This is a genomic window from Coleofasciculus sp. FACHB-542, assembly GCF_014695825.1.
In the GTDB taxonomy this organism is placed as follows: domain Bacteria; phylum Cyanobacteriota; class Cyanobacteriia; order Cyanobacteriales; family FACHB-T130; genus FACHB-T130.
In genome coordinates, this window is sequence record NZ_JACJPB010000057.1 from 134654 (window position 1) to 150706 (window position 16053).

17 protein-coding genes are annotated in these 16053 nt (G+C 45.3%); 11 read left to right on the top strand and 6 right to left on the bottom strand.

The annotated features are described in order from the left end of the window. Positions 1-254 precede the first annotated feature (254 nt). Together cbiT and H6F52_RS23845 are read right to left on the bottom strand one after the other, a co-directional pair. Complete coding sequence (gene cbiT / locus H6F52_RS23840; RefSeq protein ID WP_190411764.1) at positions 255-845, bottom strand: precorrin-6Y C5,15-methyltransferase subunit CbiT; 591 nt, start codon at positions 843-845, stop codon at positions 255-257. Positions 846-955: 110 nt separating this feature from the next. Then, positions 956-2455, bottom strand: a complete 1500-nt coding sequence (locus tag H6F52_RS23845; RefSeq protein ID WP_190536936.1) for an aminotransferase class I/II-fold pyridoxal phosphate-dependent enzyme — start codon at positions 2453-2455, stop codon at positions 956-958. A gap of 230 nt (positions 2456-2685) precedes the next feature. Here H6F52_RS23845 and H6F52_RS23850 point away from each other — a divergent pair, with 230 nt between their 5' ends. The 7 genes from H6F52_RS23850 to H6F52_RS23880 all read left to right on the top strand — a co-directional run bounded on the left by H6F52_RS23850 (position 2686) and on the right by H6F52_RS23880 (position 8492). Further along, a complete protein-coding gene (locus H6F52_RS23850) occupies positions 2686-3033 on the top strand; it encodes a hypothetical protein (RefSeq protein WP_190536937.1) in 348 nt (115 codons plus the stop codon). Positions 3034-3066: 33 nt separating this feature from the next. Then, entirely contained in the window at positions 3067-4158 is a 1092-nt protein-coding gene (gene ychF / locus H6F52_RS23855) for a redox-regulated ATPase YchF (protein ID WP_190536938.1), read from the top strand. A 215-nt stretch (positions 4159-4373) separates the two neighbouring features. Beyond that, positions 4374-5309: a hypothetical protein gene (locus H6F52_RS23860; RefSeq protein ID WP_190536939.1), complete on the top strand. Its 936-nt coding sequence runs from the start codon at positions 4374-4376 to the stop codon at positions 5307-5309. Between the two features lie 19 nt (positions 5310-5328). Further along, the gene (locus H6F52_RS23865) at positions 5329-6330 is read left to right on the top strand and encodes a GUN4 domain-containing protein (protein ID WP_190536940.1); all 1002 of its coding nucleotides are present in this window, start codon (positions 5329-5331) and stop codon (positions 6328-6330) included. A gap of 97 nt (positions 6331-6427) precedes the next feature. After that, positions 6428-7114 carry a hypothetical protein gene (locus H6F52_RS23870; RefSeq protein ID WP_190536941.1) on the top strand — a complete coding sequence of 229 codons (687 nt, stop codon included), beginning with the start codon at positions 6428-6430 and terminating at the stop codon, positions 7112-7114. A 198-nt stretch (positions 7115-7312) separates the two neighbouring features. After that, entirely contained in the window at positions 7313-7747 is a 435-nt protein-coding gene (locus H6F52_RS26275) for a clostripain-related cysteine peptidase (RefSeq protein ID WP_190536942.1), read from the top strand. A gap of 52 nt (positions 7748-7799) precedes the next feature. Then, a complete protein-coding gene (locus tag H6F52_RS23880) occupies positions 7800-8492 on the top strand; it encodes a clostripain-related cysteine peptidase (protein ID WP_190536943.1) in 693 nt (230 codons plus the stop codon). Positions 8493-8534: 42 nt separating this feature from the next. Here the strand turns inward: H6F52_RS23880 and H6F52_RS23885 are convergent, their stop codons facing one another. Continuing rightward, positions 8535-9365, bottom strand: a complete 831-nt coding sequence (locus tag H6F52_RS23885) for an ABC transporter permease (RefSeq protein WP_190434044.1) — start codon at positions 9363-9365, stop codon at positions 8535-8537. A 235-nt stretch (positions 9366-9600) separates the two neighbouring features. Between H6F52_RS23885 and H6F52_RS23890 the strand changes: the two genes are divergently transcribed. Both H6F52_RS23890 and H6F52_RS23895 read left to right on the top strand, forming a co-directional pair. Beyond that, on the top strand, positions 9601-10323 hold the full coding sequence (locus H6F52_RS23890) for a hypothetical protein (protein ID WP_190536944.1): 723 nt from the start codon (positions 9601-9603) through the stop codon (positions 10321-10323). Between the two features lie 236 nt (positions 10324-10559). Continuing rightward, positions 10560-11099 (top strand): DUF3172 domain-containing protein, encoded by a 540-nt coding sequence (locus H6F52_RS23895; RefSeq protein WP_190434040.1) that lies wholly within the window; start codon positions 10560-10562, stop codon positions 11097-11099. A 103-nt stretch (positions 11100-11202) separates the two neighbouring features. Here the strand turns inward: H6F52_RS23895 and H6F52_RS23900 are convergent, their stop codons facing one another. Next, complete coding sequence (locus tag H6F52_RS23900; protein WP_190536945.1) at positions 11203-12609, bottom strand: AMIN domain-containing protein; 1407 nt, start codon at positions 12607-12609, stop codon at positions 11203-11205. 235 nt (positions 12610-12844) lie between these two features. Here H6F52_RS23900 and H6F52_RS23905 point away from each other — a divergent pair, with 235 nt between their 5' ends. Beyond that, complete coding sequence (locus H6F52_RS23905; RefSeq protein ID WP_190536946.1) at positions 12845-14419, top strand: ATP-binding protein; 1575 nt, start codon at positions 12845-12847, stop codon at positions 14417-14419. A gap of 11 nt (positions 14420-14430) precedes the next feature. Here H6F52_RS23905 and H6F52_RS23910 read toward each other — a convergent pair whose 3' ends face one another. Beyond that, entirely contained in the window at positions 14431-14853 is a 423-nt protein-coding gene (locus H6F52_RS23910; RefSeq protein ID WP_190536964.1) for a pentapeptide repeat-containing protein, read from the bottom strand. 323 nt (positions 14854-15176) lie between these two features. Between H6F52_RS23910 and H6F52_RS23915 the strand changes: the two genes are divergently transcribed. Further along, entirely contained in the window at positions 15177-15392 is a 216-nt protein-coding gene (locus tag H6F52_RS23915) for an RNA-binding S4 domain-containing protein (protein ID WP_190429907.1), read from the top strand. Between the two features lie 4 nt (positions 15393-15396). On the opposite strand, the gene H6F52_RS23920 is transcribed toward H6F52_RS23915, so the two are convergent. Next, entirely contained in the window at positions 15397-15891 is a 495-nt protein-coding gene (locus tag H6F52_RS23920; protein WP_190411775.1) for a hypothetical protein, read from the bottom strand. Between the last annotated feature and the right edge of the window lie 162 nt (positions 15892-16053).

Consider the following 16053-nt stretch of genomic DNA (forward strand, 5'->3'; position numbering starts at 1 on the left):
CAACGAAGTTAATCTAGTCTTAATAAGATTAAGAATTACTTTTGCACACTTTAACCGATCTAAAACAGATTTAGGCAATTGGTGCCGTTAATTTAGAATAAAGCCAACGCTTTTTTTCAGCATCCTGCTCATTTCTCCTGACACCGTTCGTCAATCCCGACAAAAAATAAATTTCTTGATGGTACGCATCTTAACGGGAATTTTTGTGTTCTCAATCGTCAAGAATGCTGCTCTAGCCTTTAGAATTAAGATTTTCAATCCAGTTTCTCGCCACTCAAGATAAAAATTGGATTGACTGCGGCAAATATCTGATGGGTGCCTCGCGTTTCCAAACGATTGACGGCAGATTGAACCACCTCGATATTTCGAGCTTGTAATTCGGCGAAGCCTTCGGAAACGGCATAGAGACTTTCTAGATTAGCCGCCGTTGCAACCACCCTACCTTGCGGTTCTAAGTATTGCCAAACGACCTTGAGAATATCCTTGATGGGTTGTCCGCCTTCGATGCAAACCCGATGGGGGGGAACGGGTAAGTCTTTTAGGCACTCTGGGGCGCTTCCTTCAACGACTTCGACATTACGAACCCCAAAGCGATCGCAGTTACGGCGAATCAAACTTGCCACTTCCTCATCGCGTTCTACGGCAATAATTCGACCTTTCGGACACAATAAGCCGGTTTCTACGGGGATCGTGCCGGTTCCCGCGCCAATATCCCACAACACAGAATCGGGTTTGAGTCTGAGTAAGGAAATCAACAGCAACCGCACCTCGCGCTTGCTGAGGGGAATACCGGGCAACCGCTCGAAGAGGTCATCTGGGATACCAGGAGTTACGTAGGGCCACATAGAAAGTTTTAAGTTTTGAGTAGTAGAGACGCGATCGCTCGCGTCTGAAGTTTTGAGTAGTAGAGACGCGAGCGATCGCGTCTAAGTTTTGAGTTTAAGCCTGTCTCCAATTAGCGAACAACCTTTAACGTTTTGAGGGTCGGATCGCTACAACCCGTAATACTTCCACCCAAGGCGAGAATCTGTTGCAGGTAATCCAAGGCGGAGGGAGCGATCGCTTCCCCTGGCATCAACACGGGAATTCCGGGTGGATAGGGACAAATAAGTTCGGCGCTGATGCGTTCTACAGTCTTTTCCACCGGCAACGTTTGGGTTTGGGAAAAAAATGCTTGACGGGGAGAGATGGAAGGATGAAGCACGAAGGATGAAGGATGAATCTGGAGAAATTCAGCTTTCCACCGGGTGAAGACATCCAGGTATGGGGCTATTGATGTGGTGGGCGATCGCTCCTGCACTAAAATTCGGAGTGCCGATACCATCTGCACAATATCAGATGGAGTGTTTCCCAAACTGATGATAAAAGTCAAACTGTGCAGCGATGGTAACTCAGCAGTCACGCCTAGCTGTTGATGGAGAATTTCATCCGCTTCAAATCCCGTCCAACCTAAGTCAGAAACCTTAACACTCAGCCGCGTTTTGTCAAGGGCAACAAAACCCGGTGTTTTAGCAGTTTTTAACACGGATAACCCAGAAATTTGGCTAATTTGGGTAATCGCTTCCTCAGCTAACTGTAAGGTTTTCGCCATTAGCGCTTCCCCGTGCAATGCCATTTGCTGACGCGCTGCATCCAGCGAAGCCAGCAACAAATAGCTGGGGCTGGTAGATTGTACCAGTTGTAAAGCTTTGCTCAAGCGATCGCAATTAACTCGATTGCCTTGGACGTGCAGCATGGATGCCTGGGTGAGTGCCCCCAGTACCTTGTGGGTGGATTGTACCGTTAAGTCGGCTCCAGCGGCGAGGGCAGAAGTGGGCAAATCTGGATGAAAGGCAAAATGGGCACCGTGAGCTTCGTCTACGAGCAAAGGGATACCGTGCTGATGAGCAATTTGCGCGATCGCTCTGATATCCCCGCAAACGCCATAGTAAGTCGGGTAAACCATCATCACCGCCTTGGCGTCCGGATGCTGCTTCAGGGCGTCTGCCACTCCCGATGAGGTGATGCTGTGGGCAATATTTAGCTCCAGGTCGTATTCTGGATTCACAAAAATCGGAATCGCACCCGAAAGGATTAAGCCGTGGATTGCCGAGGAATGAATATTCCGAGGCAGAATAATTTTGTCTCCCTCGCTACAAGTGGCTAAAATTGCCGCCATTAATCCACAAGTCGAACCATTGACCAAAAACCAAGTGCGTTCTGCCCCAAACGCCGCCGCTGCCAGTTCCTGGGCTTCTTGGATCACGCCTTCTGGGGCAAACAAGTTATCCAACTCCGGTAATTCTGGTAAATCTGCTGGAAACACGGCGGTTCCGAGCAAATCCGCTAACCGTTGGGAAATTCCTTGCCCCCGCTTGTGTCCGGGCGTGTAAAAGGGTGCATGATGCTTCTTGGCGCACGCTTGAAGGGCGTCCACTAATGGGGTAGTTGTTTGAGACCCTGGGATAAAATCCATGCTGGAAATTTTTCTAAAATCGGTGATATCCGGAAGCTAAGCGGGGGAGAAAATCCGAGCGCTTTTTGCCTTTGCCGGTTTAGGATAGATCGTTTCTGCCCAACAATTTCGTAGGGGCAGTTCAACTTGCATCGAAAAGCGATCGCAGACGAGTTAATGCGTTCTCAATACCTGCTACAGTAATGAGTTTGGATGCGGTTGGATGAATCTTCAAGTGTAAGTGTTACGGAATGTCGTTATTCCGGGGGATGTCATTGTTATGCGTTCTTACCTATTTTGATAGGGTTAAATTGTTCAATGCGATCGCCATGATTAATCCCAGTCCTAATCCTATCCCCCAACCAAGCATCCCCAGCCCGATCCCCGGCTCGGAGCCTAATCCGATTCCTGGATCGCCGCCAGAAGTACCAGAACCCGTACCGGGACCTGTACCAGAACCCATTCCCTCACCTGTGCCAGAGCCAGTGCCAGCCCCCGTTCCCCAGCCGATTCCCTCACCTGTGCCAGAGCCAGTGCCAGCGCCCATTCCCCAGCCGGTTCCAGGTCCGATTCCTCAACCGATTCCTGAACCTATCTAATTGATTCTACCCAGTTTTACCTCTTGAACTAAGATGCTTAGAGCCGGAATTGTCGGACTTCCCAACGTCGGAAAATCTACCTTATTTAACGCCTTGGTTGCCAATGCCAAGGCTGAAGCTGCCAATTTCCCTTTTTGCACCATCGAACCCAATGTTGGTGTCGTGTCGGTGCCAGATGAACGGTTAAACGCCCTGGCTAATATTTCCAGTTCGGCGCAAATTATCCCGACACGGGTTGAGTTTGTGGATATTGCTGGTTTAGTGAAAGGTGCTAGTCAGGGGGAAGGACTGGGTAATCAATTTTTGTCCCACATTCGAGAAGTTGATGCCATTGTTCATGTAGTGCGATGTTTCGAGAATGATGACATTATCCACGTTGCCGGATCTGTTGATCCAGCGCGAGATATTGACATTATTAATTTAGAGCTGGCTTTATCAGATTTATCCCAAGTGGAGCGACGAATTGAGCGCACTCGCAAAGCTGCCCGTACTAGCAAAGAAGGACAGATTGAACTCGCTGCGCTAGAAAAATTGAGCGCTTTATTAAATGAGGGCAAACCAGCGCGGCGGGCCAACTTAAATGAAGAAGAAGCTGAAGCGCTCAAGGGATTAGGATTGCTCACAGGTAAACCAATTATTTATGCTGCCAACGTCTCTGAGGACGATTTGGCAACCGGCAATAAATATGTAGAACAAGTGCGGGAAATTGCGACTCAAGAAAACGCCCAAGTCGTCATTGTTTCTGCCCAAGTGGAAGCAGAATTAGTTGAATTGCCAGAAGAAGATAAAGCTGAATTTCTGGGTTCTCTTGGAGTGGAAGAAGGCGGATTAAAATCTCTGATTCGCGCCACTTACGAACTTTTAGGCTTGCGTACCTACTTTACAACTGGTCCTAAAGAAACTCGCGCTTGGACAATTCACGCCGGAATGACAGCACCCCAAGCAGCAGGCGTCATTCACTCTGATTTTGAGCGCGGTTTTATTCGGGCGGAGACAGTTGCCTACCAAGATTTAGTAACAACTGGTTCCATGAATGCTGCGAAGGAAAAAGGCTTAGTCCGTAGTGAAGGGAAGGAATATATTGTCAAAGAAGGCGATGTAATGCTGTTCCGGTTTAATGTGTAGATTAGCATTATCAACTTCATTATCGATAAGTGGCTTGACGCATTTTAGCCCCCTCTCTGATTTTGTGTAGAAATGTCGTTTTATCGCGTTTCTAAAAACCCGGTTTCTTATAGAAATCGGGTTTTTCAGTATTTGTACTGAAACCGCAAAAGCAGCTAGTGCGATAGACTTTGATGAAGTTTGCTGCTAGCTTAGCGGTGCAAGGATGGTGAGAAATGCTGGAATGGCTCTTTGGAGATTTTATTAAAAAATTAGAACGTGCTTCTAAAGGCGTTTCACAGGATTTTGTGAAATCGGCAGGGAAAGAAATAGGTGAATTGTTTGATGAAAAACTATATCCTTTAGCTGACAAGCTTGATTACATAGCTCAAAACCGAATCAAACAAGCCAAAAATGAAATGGAGGAATTAGAAACTAAGACGATAGGTGATATTGAATCCCTACTCAACCAGAGTGATAAAAAAGTAAAGGATGCTTTAGAAAACATTAATCAAGTGCGAGTAGAAGCGCTTAGAGATGTAAGAGAAACTATCGGAATAACTGACAACTATTTAGAAAATCGAATTAACCAAATTTCCTTAGTAGTAATGGAATCCTTGAAGTTAGGTAGTCAATTTTCTCCCAGAGAGATTAATAACAAGTTAATCGCACCAATGTTGGTAGAGGTTAATTTGCTAGAAGAAAAATTATTTAAAGATGCTAATCAGCTTGTAGATAAGATAGAGGAAGCGATAGATGGAAAGCTTGAACAGATTCGGAATGAGTTAAAAAAGCATTTAGCTCATACTTTACCGAATCCTTTTGATAAATGTAGACAGAGGCTCAAAATTGGATTGAAGCCGGGTGCTAGGCTTTCGGATATTGAACTTTATGAACTAAGCGAATGCTATGAATTGAGCAAGTTGAATGAGAAAAGTTCTATTGACGAGGTACTGAAGATTTATGGGCAACTTCAACACAATGCAGCGATGATGGCTGCTTTAGTAAAAAAATCTCCGGAGTTGAAAAGGATAGCTATTCAAGATTGGCTTAAATATGGCGTACTTTGTGAGTTTTGGCGTGGAACAATCAAGACTTATGATTCTACCGAACCTCTTTTGCTAAAGCCTGAGAAGTCGCAGCGATTCTTGACAGATAAAGAGGATACATAAAGTAAGAAAGAGGTTTTTTATGAGTAAAGCTGGTGCTGGTGACTGGAAAACGCCGCTGGGGTACTACGAAAGAGCGATCGCAGAACTAGAACGAACACGCGAACAGTTTCAGGCAGAAATACAGATATTAAAAGAGCTTCAGGCGTCTCAGGAAGGTTTGAAAGCAGAGTTTCAGACAGAAATACAAACCTTGAAAAGTGAAATTCAAAATTCTAAGCAAGCATTAGAAGCTACTAAAGCAGAACTTCAGGCTACTAAAGCAGAACTTCAAAATACCAATAAACGCTTCGATAATCTAGCAAAAGAAGTAACAAAAGCCCAGACAATAGCTGAATATGCTTACGTTAAATCTAACGAAGCTGAAACAACCGCTAATCGGGCTAATTCTGAAATTGAGTCTGTTAAAGCAAATATTGAAAATGGCACAATTATTGCTCATAAGGCAATAATGCTACAAGGTAAAGACGACCAGCACTGGATGAGATTTTGCAAACTCGACAGTGTAAATAATCATTGCTTTCAAGTATGGAAAAGTAATGATGATACATGGCATAAAATTTCAGGATTAGGAGTAGATTATCGGAAACTTGAACAGCTATTAGCAGCAGGGAACTGGCGAGAGGCAGATGAGGAAACTTTTAATAAAATGTTGGAAGTAGCAGGGAGAGAAAAAGAAGGCTGTCTGAGAAACGAAGATATTGATAAATTTTTCTGCGAAGATCTTCACACCATTGATCAACTGTGGGTTAAATACAGTAATGGGCATTTTGGTTTGAGTGTGCAAAATCATATTTATAAAAACTTGGGCGGAACTATAAAATACGATTCAAAAATTTGGCAAGATTTTGGCGATCGCGTCGGCTGGCGTGCAAATAACCAATCGCTTTGGTACAGGTACGTAAATTTTTCAACCGCAGCACCTTCTGGCCATCTCCCTGCAAGGATATGGGATGATTGGGGCGGAGGTGGGGTAGGTTCATTTTATTCTCTTGCTTCGAAACTTTTAAGTTGTAATATCTAGAGGGTTGCCACTTAGTTATACACACTAAAATCTTGCCGCTGAAGTGAATTGAGTAGCCTAGGTTACTAATATTAATTACTATTAGGAAAATTTGGTTATGAATAAAGCTGGTGCTGGTGACTGGAAAACGCCGCTTGGTTACTACGAAAGAGCGATCGCAGAACTAGAACGAACACGCGAACAGTTTCATGCAGAAATACAAATATTAAAAGAGCTTCAGGCGTCTCAGGAAAATCTAAAAAAAGAACTTCAGGCTGCTCAAACAGAAATAAAAGTTTGTAAGACAGAAATTAAAACTCTGAAAGATGAGATTCAATCTATTAAAGCAGAGCCTCTGGCAACAAAAGCAGAACTTCAGGCTACCAATAAACGCTTAGAGGATTCAGTAAAAATAGCTGAATATGCTCACAAGGAATATAAGACTGCTCAAGACACCGCTAATGCGGCTTATACGGAAATAAAATCTGTTAAAGCAGATATTGAAAATGGTTCAATTGTTGCTCAGAAAGCCTTAATGTTACAAGGTAAAGATGACAACCATTGGATGAGATTTTGCAAACTTGATAGCATCAATCATCATTGTTTACAGGTATGGAAAGTTGATGATAATACATGGCATAATGATATTCGAGTCAAGGCTGCAACATTTTTACGAGCCAGAGATGACAAGCATTGGATGGGATGTCATCGAGTTGATAGTCAAAACAATGATGTTTTTGATATCTGGAAAGACCAAAGATGGCACTCCAATAGCCGAGTCCAGGTAGCGACTAGGTTGAGGTAGAGGTTGACTCAACAGAGCGATCGCAATTAAATCCTCTTCTGAGCATCCTTAGCATTTTGGCAGTTCAAAATTTAATCTTGCTGATGAGCAAATTGGTAAGCACCGACGAAGGAAAGGGTGTCGCTTGCTCTTGCGAGTTTGCTTTGCCAGGGGTTAACATCGAAGCATTCATCCATAATCTACTGAGTTACTAGCTCTATGAAGCGCAGAAAGTTGCTTCAGTATTCGGCGTTAGGTAGTGCATCCTTTTTAGGAAACCTGATTTTACTCAGTCAAAATCAGCCAGATATTATTGCTACAAGCATGAGCAATAAGCGACTCTACGAATGGATTTTTTTATATTGGATGCCTTATGATAACGACCTCTCAAAGTTTGGCCGTTCTATTATGGATATGCTTGCCAAAAGTGTGAATAGCGATAATATTCTTGTAGCGATACAATCTGATTTTAGCGGAGCTAAAAAAATTTTAAGAAACATCCTTACTAAAGGAAATATTTCTACTCAAAGCTTAAATACAGCAAACAGCGCCAGTGAAGAAGCTTTTTCTGAATATCTTAATTGGGCTAAGTCGCAATTTCAAGCTAAAAAATGGGCAATTGTATTCTTAGGACATGGGGGTCGTTTAGAATGAAATTAGCCCAGATGAACACCCTGAACCAGGCTTGAATTTAAAAACTCAGTGGATGAATATCCAAAAATTAAGCGGTCTGATCGCAAATTTTAATCAGCAAGTAGGCAAGCGGGTAGAGTTAGTTTTCTTTCAAAATTGCAATAAAGGAACTATTGAAGCCAACTATACTTTTCGAGATACAGCGAAATATACTCTTTCTTCCCAATTACTGCTAGGTGTTCCCAATTATTATTACGAGCAATTATTTAATTTTTTGGGGCGTCAACCAGAAATTAGTGGAGGACAGCTAGCAGAAAAGATTATGGAGTTTGAATCTAGCGATATGTACCATAGCTATACCGCTATCAATAATCGTGCTATCACGCAACTATCTGCAAAAATTAATCCGCTTATTGATGCAGTTCTGGCAGCTAATATAAAAAATATAAATTTGAGCAACCTGACAACTTATAAGTATATGGGCGAACGGTTTGTCGATGTTGTCTCATTTTTTCAAACTATCACCAATCAGTCAGGCGCAAATCAAAATAGATACAATGAATTCGTTGATTTTTTAAATAATTCAATCATTTATAAAGTAAAACGAAATGGTACATTATTTCGCCCTATTCCAGAATATGAAAATTTTTCGGGGCTTGGTATCTTTTTCCCGGAAAGCAAGCAGGAGCTGGAAAAATACCGCGATTTCCAGGCTTTTGAGGACTTGAAACTTCTGAAACTTTTCGACGCAATTATCGTTAGCTGATTAGTTCAGGAAGGTGGACAGTGCCCGCCCTTCCTGAACCAATTAATCTTGTTGATGAGCAAATTGATAAGCACCAACGAAGGAAAGCGCGATCGCCATCACCGCTAAAATCGGCACCGAGTACCAGGGAAACTGCGACATTGGCAAGTAAGCTGCGGCGCGTAAGCCAATACTGGTATAAGTCAGGGGCAACAGATAGACAACTATCTTGAGGGCAGCCGGCAGAGTGGCGGGATCGAAGAATGTTGCTCCTAAAAACGACATGGGGATGATTACAAAATTATTGTAAAGACCAACCGCTTCGAGCGATCGCACGCTTAAACCGACAATCACACCCAACCCAGCAAACACCGCGCAATTCAGCACGACCAGCAGCAGAAACAAAGGGTTCAAAAAACTCCAAACCTTGCCAGTAAAGAGTACCGCCACTAAAATCACCGAACCCGCCGTCATTAATCCCCGCACCACACCAGCTAGCATTTTTCCTAAGTGCAAAGCGAGAGGATGCACTGGTACCAGCAGCATTTCTTCAAAAGTTTTCGAGAACAAGCGATCGCCACAGATGGAAAATGTCGTGCCGGTGAAACTAATCACCATCGACGATAGCGCTACCATCCCCGGCAAAATGAATTCCAGATAGTTATTGTAATTACCGCTAATCCCCACACCAGGCTTGATAGAGCTACCCAACCCCAATCCAAACGCCAGAATGTAAATCAGAGGCGATATTAGCCCAGACGCCGCCACCTGCACAATTCGGACACGTAAATCTAACCAATCCCCCCAAAAAACGGTGAGACTATCGGCAATCAGAGTTTGAAACTGGGAGCTTTTTAAGGTTTTGCCCAGATGTAGCGACGTTTGTGATTTCACAGATGCAAGCCAACAACAGAGAACTGCTTAATTTTTACTTTACATTTAATCCAGTCCCCACCTAGCTTGGGACAGAAGCCAAGCAGAGGCGAGGAGGCAATGAGATTTCGCTCCCCTGCACCTCTGTACCGCCGCACCCCTGCCCCTCCTACACTCGTCAGTCGAAGGCAAAATCAGTCACAATAAATCAACGACTACCTTCCCGTGCAACAGATGGAGGCTGGAGGCGAGCGCTGTGCTGCAAAGATTTCTAATCATTCTTGTAATACTTGTACCTTTGGTCATTGCCTATCTGGTTAATGAAAAACGGAAAGCCAAAATTAAACAAATTAAAAATAATAGTGTTGTTTTGGTGAAAGGTGCAGAACAGAAGTACCCCAGCTTACCTCTGAAAAACTATGGAATTCCGCTGATGGTTAGGCGTCAGAATAGAGTCCAAGTTGTCTTTCCCAGGCTGACGCCTGAAGGGGATGTTGAATATATTTATTCCTGGCATCCCCTCAATGATGTGGAGGTGATCGAGCAGAACTCTAAAACGAACGATCCAAAGCTGACTACCATCAAAGAACTAGCTCCCATCATTCACGAACACTGGCAATTAGAGCCAGAAATGTCCGTACTTGAGGAGCAATATCGTAAAATTAATGACTTAGCTGATTTAGTCTCTACCTCTGATGTGTATTCTGTCCAAGTAGCTACCTATGAGAAAGCTTTACTTGAGGTTGAAAAGCTGTTAAGGAAAGCCGAACAGTTACAAAAAATATATGTTCGTTTAATTAGAGAGGCTTTAATTGGAGTTAAGGTAGCTGAGTACAATCCCGATCAGCTTATCGTCTCACATCTGGCTTTTGAGTTGCAGTATCAACGAATGAAAGAAGAATATCAACATCTCAAAGATGTCGCCCATGCCTACTCCCAATTGTTGAATGAAAGTAGAAACTTAGCCAGCGAGGAGTAAGCACTGGGGAGGCAAAGCAGCTACAGTTGCAAGAAATCTTGTAGAGACGCGATGCATCGCTTCTGGTAGCTGGGGAAACTGTAGTTTCAAACTCTTCGATGCCTCTTTGCCCCTTTCCCTTCCTCTTTCCCCTTCTCTTCCCTTCCGCCTAGCGGCACAATCTATAGCCATACTGGGAGAAAGGAGAGCAGTTTGATTACTCCCTGTCCAGTAGGCGTGAAATTACCTAAGCGACGATGAAACGTAAATCTAGATACCCTGCCGATACTCCCTATAGTGCCCCTAAATCCGCTAAATCATCCCCTTTCAATTACACTTCCATCGCTTTGATCGGCGGCGTCTTCGTTCTGGGAATCGGGGTAGGGATTGGCTTTAGCTCTACGGCGACGTTTAGCCCAGAAAACGTCGCATCGCGTGATTTCATTGACCGCGCTGCGCCGAATCCTGAGCTTTGCGTGCAGTTTGGAGCCAGCGCGATGGTGATGGATACTCGCGTCTATGTAACCCTAAATCCCTTTAACGTTTACGTTTCGCAGCCCAATATGCGACCGGGTTGTGTTTTGCGTAGTAACAACTGGTCTATTTTGGAACAAAGAAAGCTGGTAACAGCGGATCAGGTGCGGGATTGCAAGAACCGGATGAACACCTTTGGCTATACCGGCAGTTTGGACGGGCAACCAGATATCCGCTGCATCTATCAGAATGATGGTGCCCAGAATTTCTTCCTGAATCAGCCAGGAGCAGGCGCACCGCCACCAGAAACAAATAATTTCTAAGGGGAATGGCTAATGGCTAATCGGTAATCGGGATTGGTAATCGGGATTTGTTCGTTCCAATAACCCATTACCGATCGCCTTTGTTTGCCATTAGCAACTCACTTTACCGCCAATCTTCGCTGAGCTGAACTTGCAGTATTTGATTCGGTTGAATAATAGCGGTTTGAGGAGCTGTCAGATAGGTGGTGGCAGCACCGGCGGCAGCGCCTCCCAACAAACCGACGCCTGAAAAGCCTCCTAATAGAATTAAGGCTAAAGCGCCAATGGCAGAATTCCGGACAACTCGGTTCTGTGAAACTTGACGGTTGCCGTCTAGGGAGTCTGATTGGGCGAGAAGGGGAAAATTGCGTCCACCCAGGCTAATCGCTTGGGTAATGAAGCGACTGCCGCGTCGGTCGATCTCAAAGCGTCCAATCACCTGCGTACCAACTGGGGCGATAAGTTTACCAGTGCGATCGCGTATTTCTTCCTCTAGCAGCAACACTTCCTGGCGCGAGACACCATCTCGCAGTGTTAAAACCTTGTCGCCCGGATAACGCAGGCTCAGCGGAGTGCCAGAAGGCAGCAGAATGTCTGGATTTAGAGATGCCGTTGGCGCTTGTATCGGTGCCGATGTGGAGCTGGAAGGATCGGGCACAACCGTCGCCGTCTTAGGTAGGGGCGGCACGACAACCATTGGAGAGGCGGTGGTTCTCGGTGCGGCGGTTGTCGGTGTGGCAGGTATAGACATGGGCACAGACGCACCCGCTTCTAGAGAAGGTACTGGGGCTACTCTGGTTCTCCTTGCAGGCACTGGGGGGGGATTTTCCTCCATTGGCAACGGTTGACCAAATTCAACCACTCTGGTGGCAGAGGAAGACTGAGGCTGTCTCACGGGTACTGGTGGTGCTGTAGCGATCGCGCCAGAAAGAGGAGGTACGCTCACCAACACAGGATTATTCGTCGCAATTCTCCCTGGAGGAACCGTTGGCGGCGCTAAATTGGGTAGCGTACTTGAGTTAGTCAGAGACGGCACGCTCACGACACCCGGTGTTGGTTTCTCTGGGAAGATAGGGGGAGGCAGGGACGGAGAAACCCCGCTCCTGCTGGGAGGCACTACTTCTGGAGCGAGAACGTCAGCAATCAGGGGACGCAATACCCAGCGATTCCCAGGTTCTACTTGCAATTGCACTTGTTGGGGGGATAAAACTACCTCTGGTGCGAGATCCAGCACTATTCGGGTAATGCCAGCCTCGAACTGAGAGACTCGAATTTGGCGGATTGGGCCAGAGTAACTTTGTTGAGTTTCCACCGTTCCCACTTGAGTATTGGGTAAATCCAGAACAATCCGAGACGGTTGAGCCAGAAGAAAATAACGCGGCGTCGTTCCCTCATCCAGAGTGATTTCTAACTGATTCAGCGCTGGGTCAAATCGCCAATTTGTTAACCGGGCAGCGATCGCTTTTAACTCCATGCCGCTCCCTATAATCGCGATCGCGCCAACCAAACTAAGCGTTTTCAATCTACTCATAAAAAGTCGAAATCCCAGTATCAATTTTTCTCCCCACATCGCAATTGACTGAAATAACGTTCCAGATACAACAATTGTCTCCGTAATTTCAGCGATCTACATCACAAATAAAATGGATTTATATCACCAAATCATCACATAAAAGATCACACTTCAAACGCGAGTGCTATCACCCAGTAATTTCTCGGATGGTTTCATACTACGAGTATTGGCTAACTAAACTCTGAGACGTCCCATGTTCCTAAGCCGTGACAATGTGCCAATTGATGCTTCTAGCTGGGTGGAGCGGTGGAAAAAAGTCCAGAGAAAGCTTGTCAAGCGAACGATGCAGTTGCAGCAAGCCAATCGAGAACTAGCGCAGCAAATCACCGAGCGTCGGCAGGTGGAAGAGGCTTTGCAGCAAGCAGAGGAAAAGTATCGGAGTATTTTTGAAAACGCTGTCGAGGGGATATTCCAGACAACTCCGGACGGGCGTTACATTAGCGTCAATCCAGCACTGGCAAGGATTTACGGCTACGCTTCACCAGAGGAACTAATTGCCCATCTGACGGACATCAAGCGCCAGCTGTATGTAGATCCCAATCGGCGTGACGAATTTCTGTATTTACTGCAAGAACACGGTTCGGTGAGTGGGTTTGAGTCTCAGGTTTATCGAAAAGACGGCAGCATCATCTGGATTTCGGAAAATGCACGGGCGGTACGCCAAGAGCTGCGATCTGCAAAGCAATACGAAACGGTAAGCAGCTATAGTGTGGCATACACTAAGGACGAGCAGTGCTTCGGTCATACATTATGCGATCGCGCGGCTGCCTTACTCTACTGCGAAGGCTTCGTCACCGACATTACCGAACGAAAATCTGCTGAAGCAGCCTTAAAAGCATCGGCAGTAGAATTCAAACAACAAGCGAACCATCTGCAATTAGCTCTGTGCGAACTTCAACAAACCCAGACGCTTCTGATCCAAAGTGAAAAGATGTCTAGTCTAGGGCAGTTAGTTGCTGGGGTTGCCCACGAAATCAACAACCCAGTCAACTTTGTTTGCGGCAATCTGGTTCATGCGAATCAATATGCCCAAGATTTGCTAAATCTCCTACATCTTTATGGCAAACATTATCCCCAGCCAGTGCCTGAGATTGAAGAGGAAGCTGAGGCAATCGATCTGGATTTTTTAATTTCGGATTTCCCCAAAACCTTATCCTCCATGCAAATCGGGGCTGACCGCATTCAGCAAATTGTCCAGTCCCTGCGAAACTTCTCGCGGATTGACGAAGCCCAGATGAAGGCAGTTGATATCCACGAAGGCATTGACAGCACGCTACTAATTCTCCACAGCCGCTTGAAATCCAGAGGAGTCAATACAGGGATTGCCATTCTCAAAGAATACGGCGATTTGCCATCCATAGAGTGTTACGCCGGACTCCTCAACCAAGTATTTATGAATCTCATTTCTAATGCGATTGATGCCCTGGAGGAGACAGAGGCGCGAAGAGGCAGCGCACAGGAAATGCTACACTCTTCCTTGCTCAGCTCTTCCCCAGCTCCCCTGCCTTGTATTCGGATTCGTACCGATGTCCTCGACAACGGAAAAGCAAGTATCCGGATTATCGACAATGGCCCCGGAATGAGCGAAGAAATACGCACTAGAATTTTTGAACCTTTCTTTACGACAAAGCCCACTGGTAAAGGCACGGGGCTGGGTTTGTCAATCAGCTATCAAATCATCGTTGAGAGACACGGCGGCGTTTTGAAGTGTAATTCAGCACCAGAGCAGGGAACCGAGTTCGTCATCGAAATTCCGATTCGGCAGTAAATTCAGAAACTTCAGGAATAAGTGTCTTTTGGCAGGTTACTACCGTCTAGTTTCGCGCCCGTCAGGTAAGCCCCCCAAAAGTTTGCTCCGTCCAAGTTTGCCCCGCTCAAGTCTGCTTCTGTCAAATCTGCCATTTTCAAGTTTGCCCCGCTCAAATTGGCACCCCTGAGATTTGCCCGAAACAAATTCGCTCCACTAAGATTCGCCCCGCTCAAATTTGCTCCACTGAGATTGGCTGTGCCTAAACTTGCCTCCATTAAAGAGGTTTGGCTCAGGTTAGCTCCACTCAAGTCAGTTTCGCTGAGCGATCCCTCCTGGAAGTTCGCTAGACTCAGATTTACGCCTTTAAGATCGGTTCCAATTAAGTCTGCACCTTTAAAATCTCGTTCTCCCGCCGCATATCGCTCCAGCAGTTCATCCTTCTCAACGATCATCCACTCCTCCTTTTCTGGTCGGTTAATGTAGCTTGGCGCAACTGCTGAAATTTTTGGTAGTGGTAAATCTGTAGCGCTCGGTTGGGTTCTGAGGCAGCAAAAGAGTTTTTTCATTCAAAACTCAGACGCGAAGTGACAAGTCAGCGCTAGGCTAACGCCTCGCTTCGCTGTTTTCATGCCCAAAGGGCTGTACGCTATCGCTGCAAGTCTTTTCCAACTTAAAACTTTTTACCACTTACCCAAAAACTGTTATTCCCATATCAATTAGGATTGCTATATTAGCCCTCAGCATAATACGGTTACGTTGGAGTGCAACACTTCTTATGGCGGTAAATGACAGCACAATTAAGCTCGATCAGTTTTTAAAGTGGGTAGGGATGGCGCAGACGGGTGGGCAAGCTAAGCTTTTGATTCAACAGGGTTTTGTTCTAGTCAACGGCACCCTGGAAACCCGGCGAGGACGACAGTTAGTTTCCGGCGATCGCGTAACGGTGGGGAAACGAACTGTTGAGGTTGAGTTGAACAATGTCGAGTCCTAGCAACTTAGAAATTTGTTCCTTTTAACAGATGTCGTCGGATTGCGTTGACGTAAGCAAAGACTGGGAATTGATAATACTCAACAACAACATCTACGACAAAAGCAAGATGAGCTAAAAAGGTTAACCCAATCCAAAGAGTAGGCACCCAAGATAAGGGAGTACCGGGTATTGGGGGGAAAAAGTAGGTAGACAAGGCAACAAGGGTAGTCGGTAATAAGACTAAGGCAACTGCTGCCAACCCAACACCCCAACCCAACTCATTCCCCTTACGATGGGCACCTTGCCAAGTTCGACCATTCCAGCGCCAAGTTATTGGTGATGCGCTATCTGCCATTTTCACAGATTGTTGAATCGGATCGGCAGTGAAAATATGATTGCAAAAGTTACAAGCCCATGCCTCCATTAACGGCATTGCTGCAATCTCACCGTGCCGACAAACTGGACAAGTGTAAACGCCGTCCAACCTAAAATTGTTGTCTGGATTTATTGAATGAAACATCCGCTTAACAAGTATGAAAATTAATCAAGGCTTTCTTTGAATTATAATAACAACCAAATATTTGCGGTTTAATCGTTGGAGTGATTTATGATTAAATCTAGACAATTTATATAAAAAAAAGACTGAAAATTTTTAATATTTATGCAGAAAAAGATTGGTGGA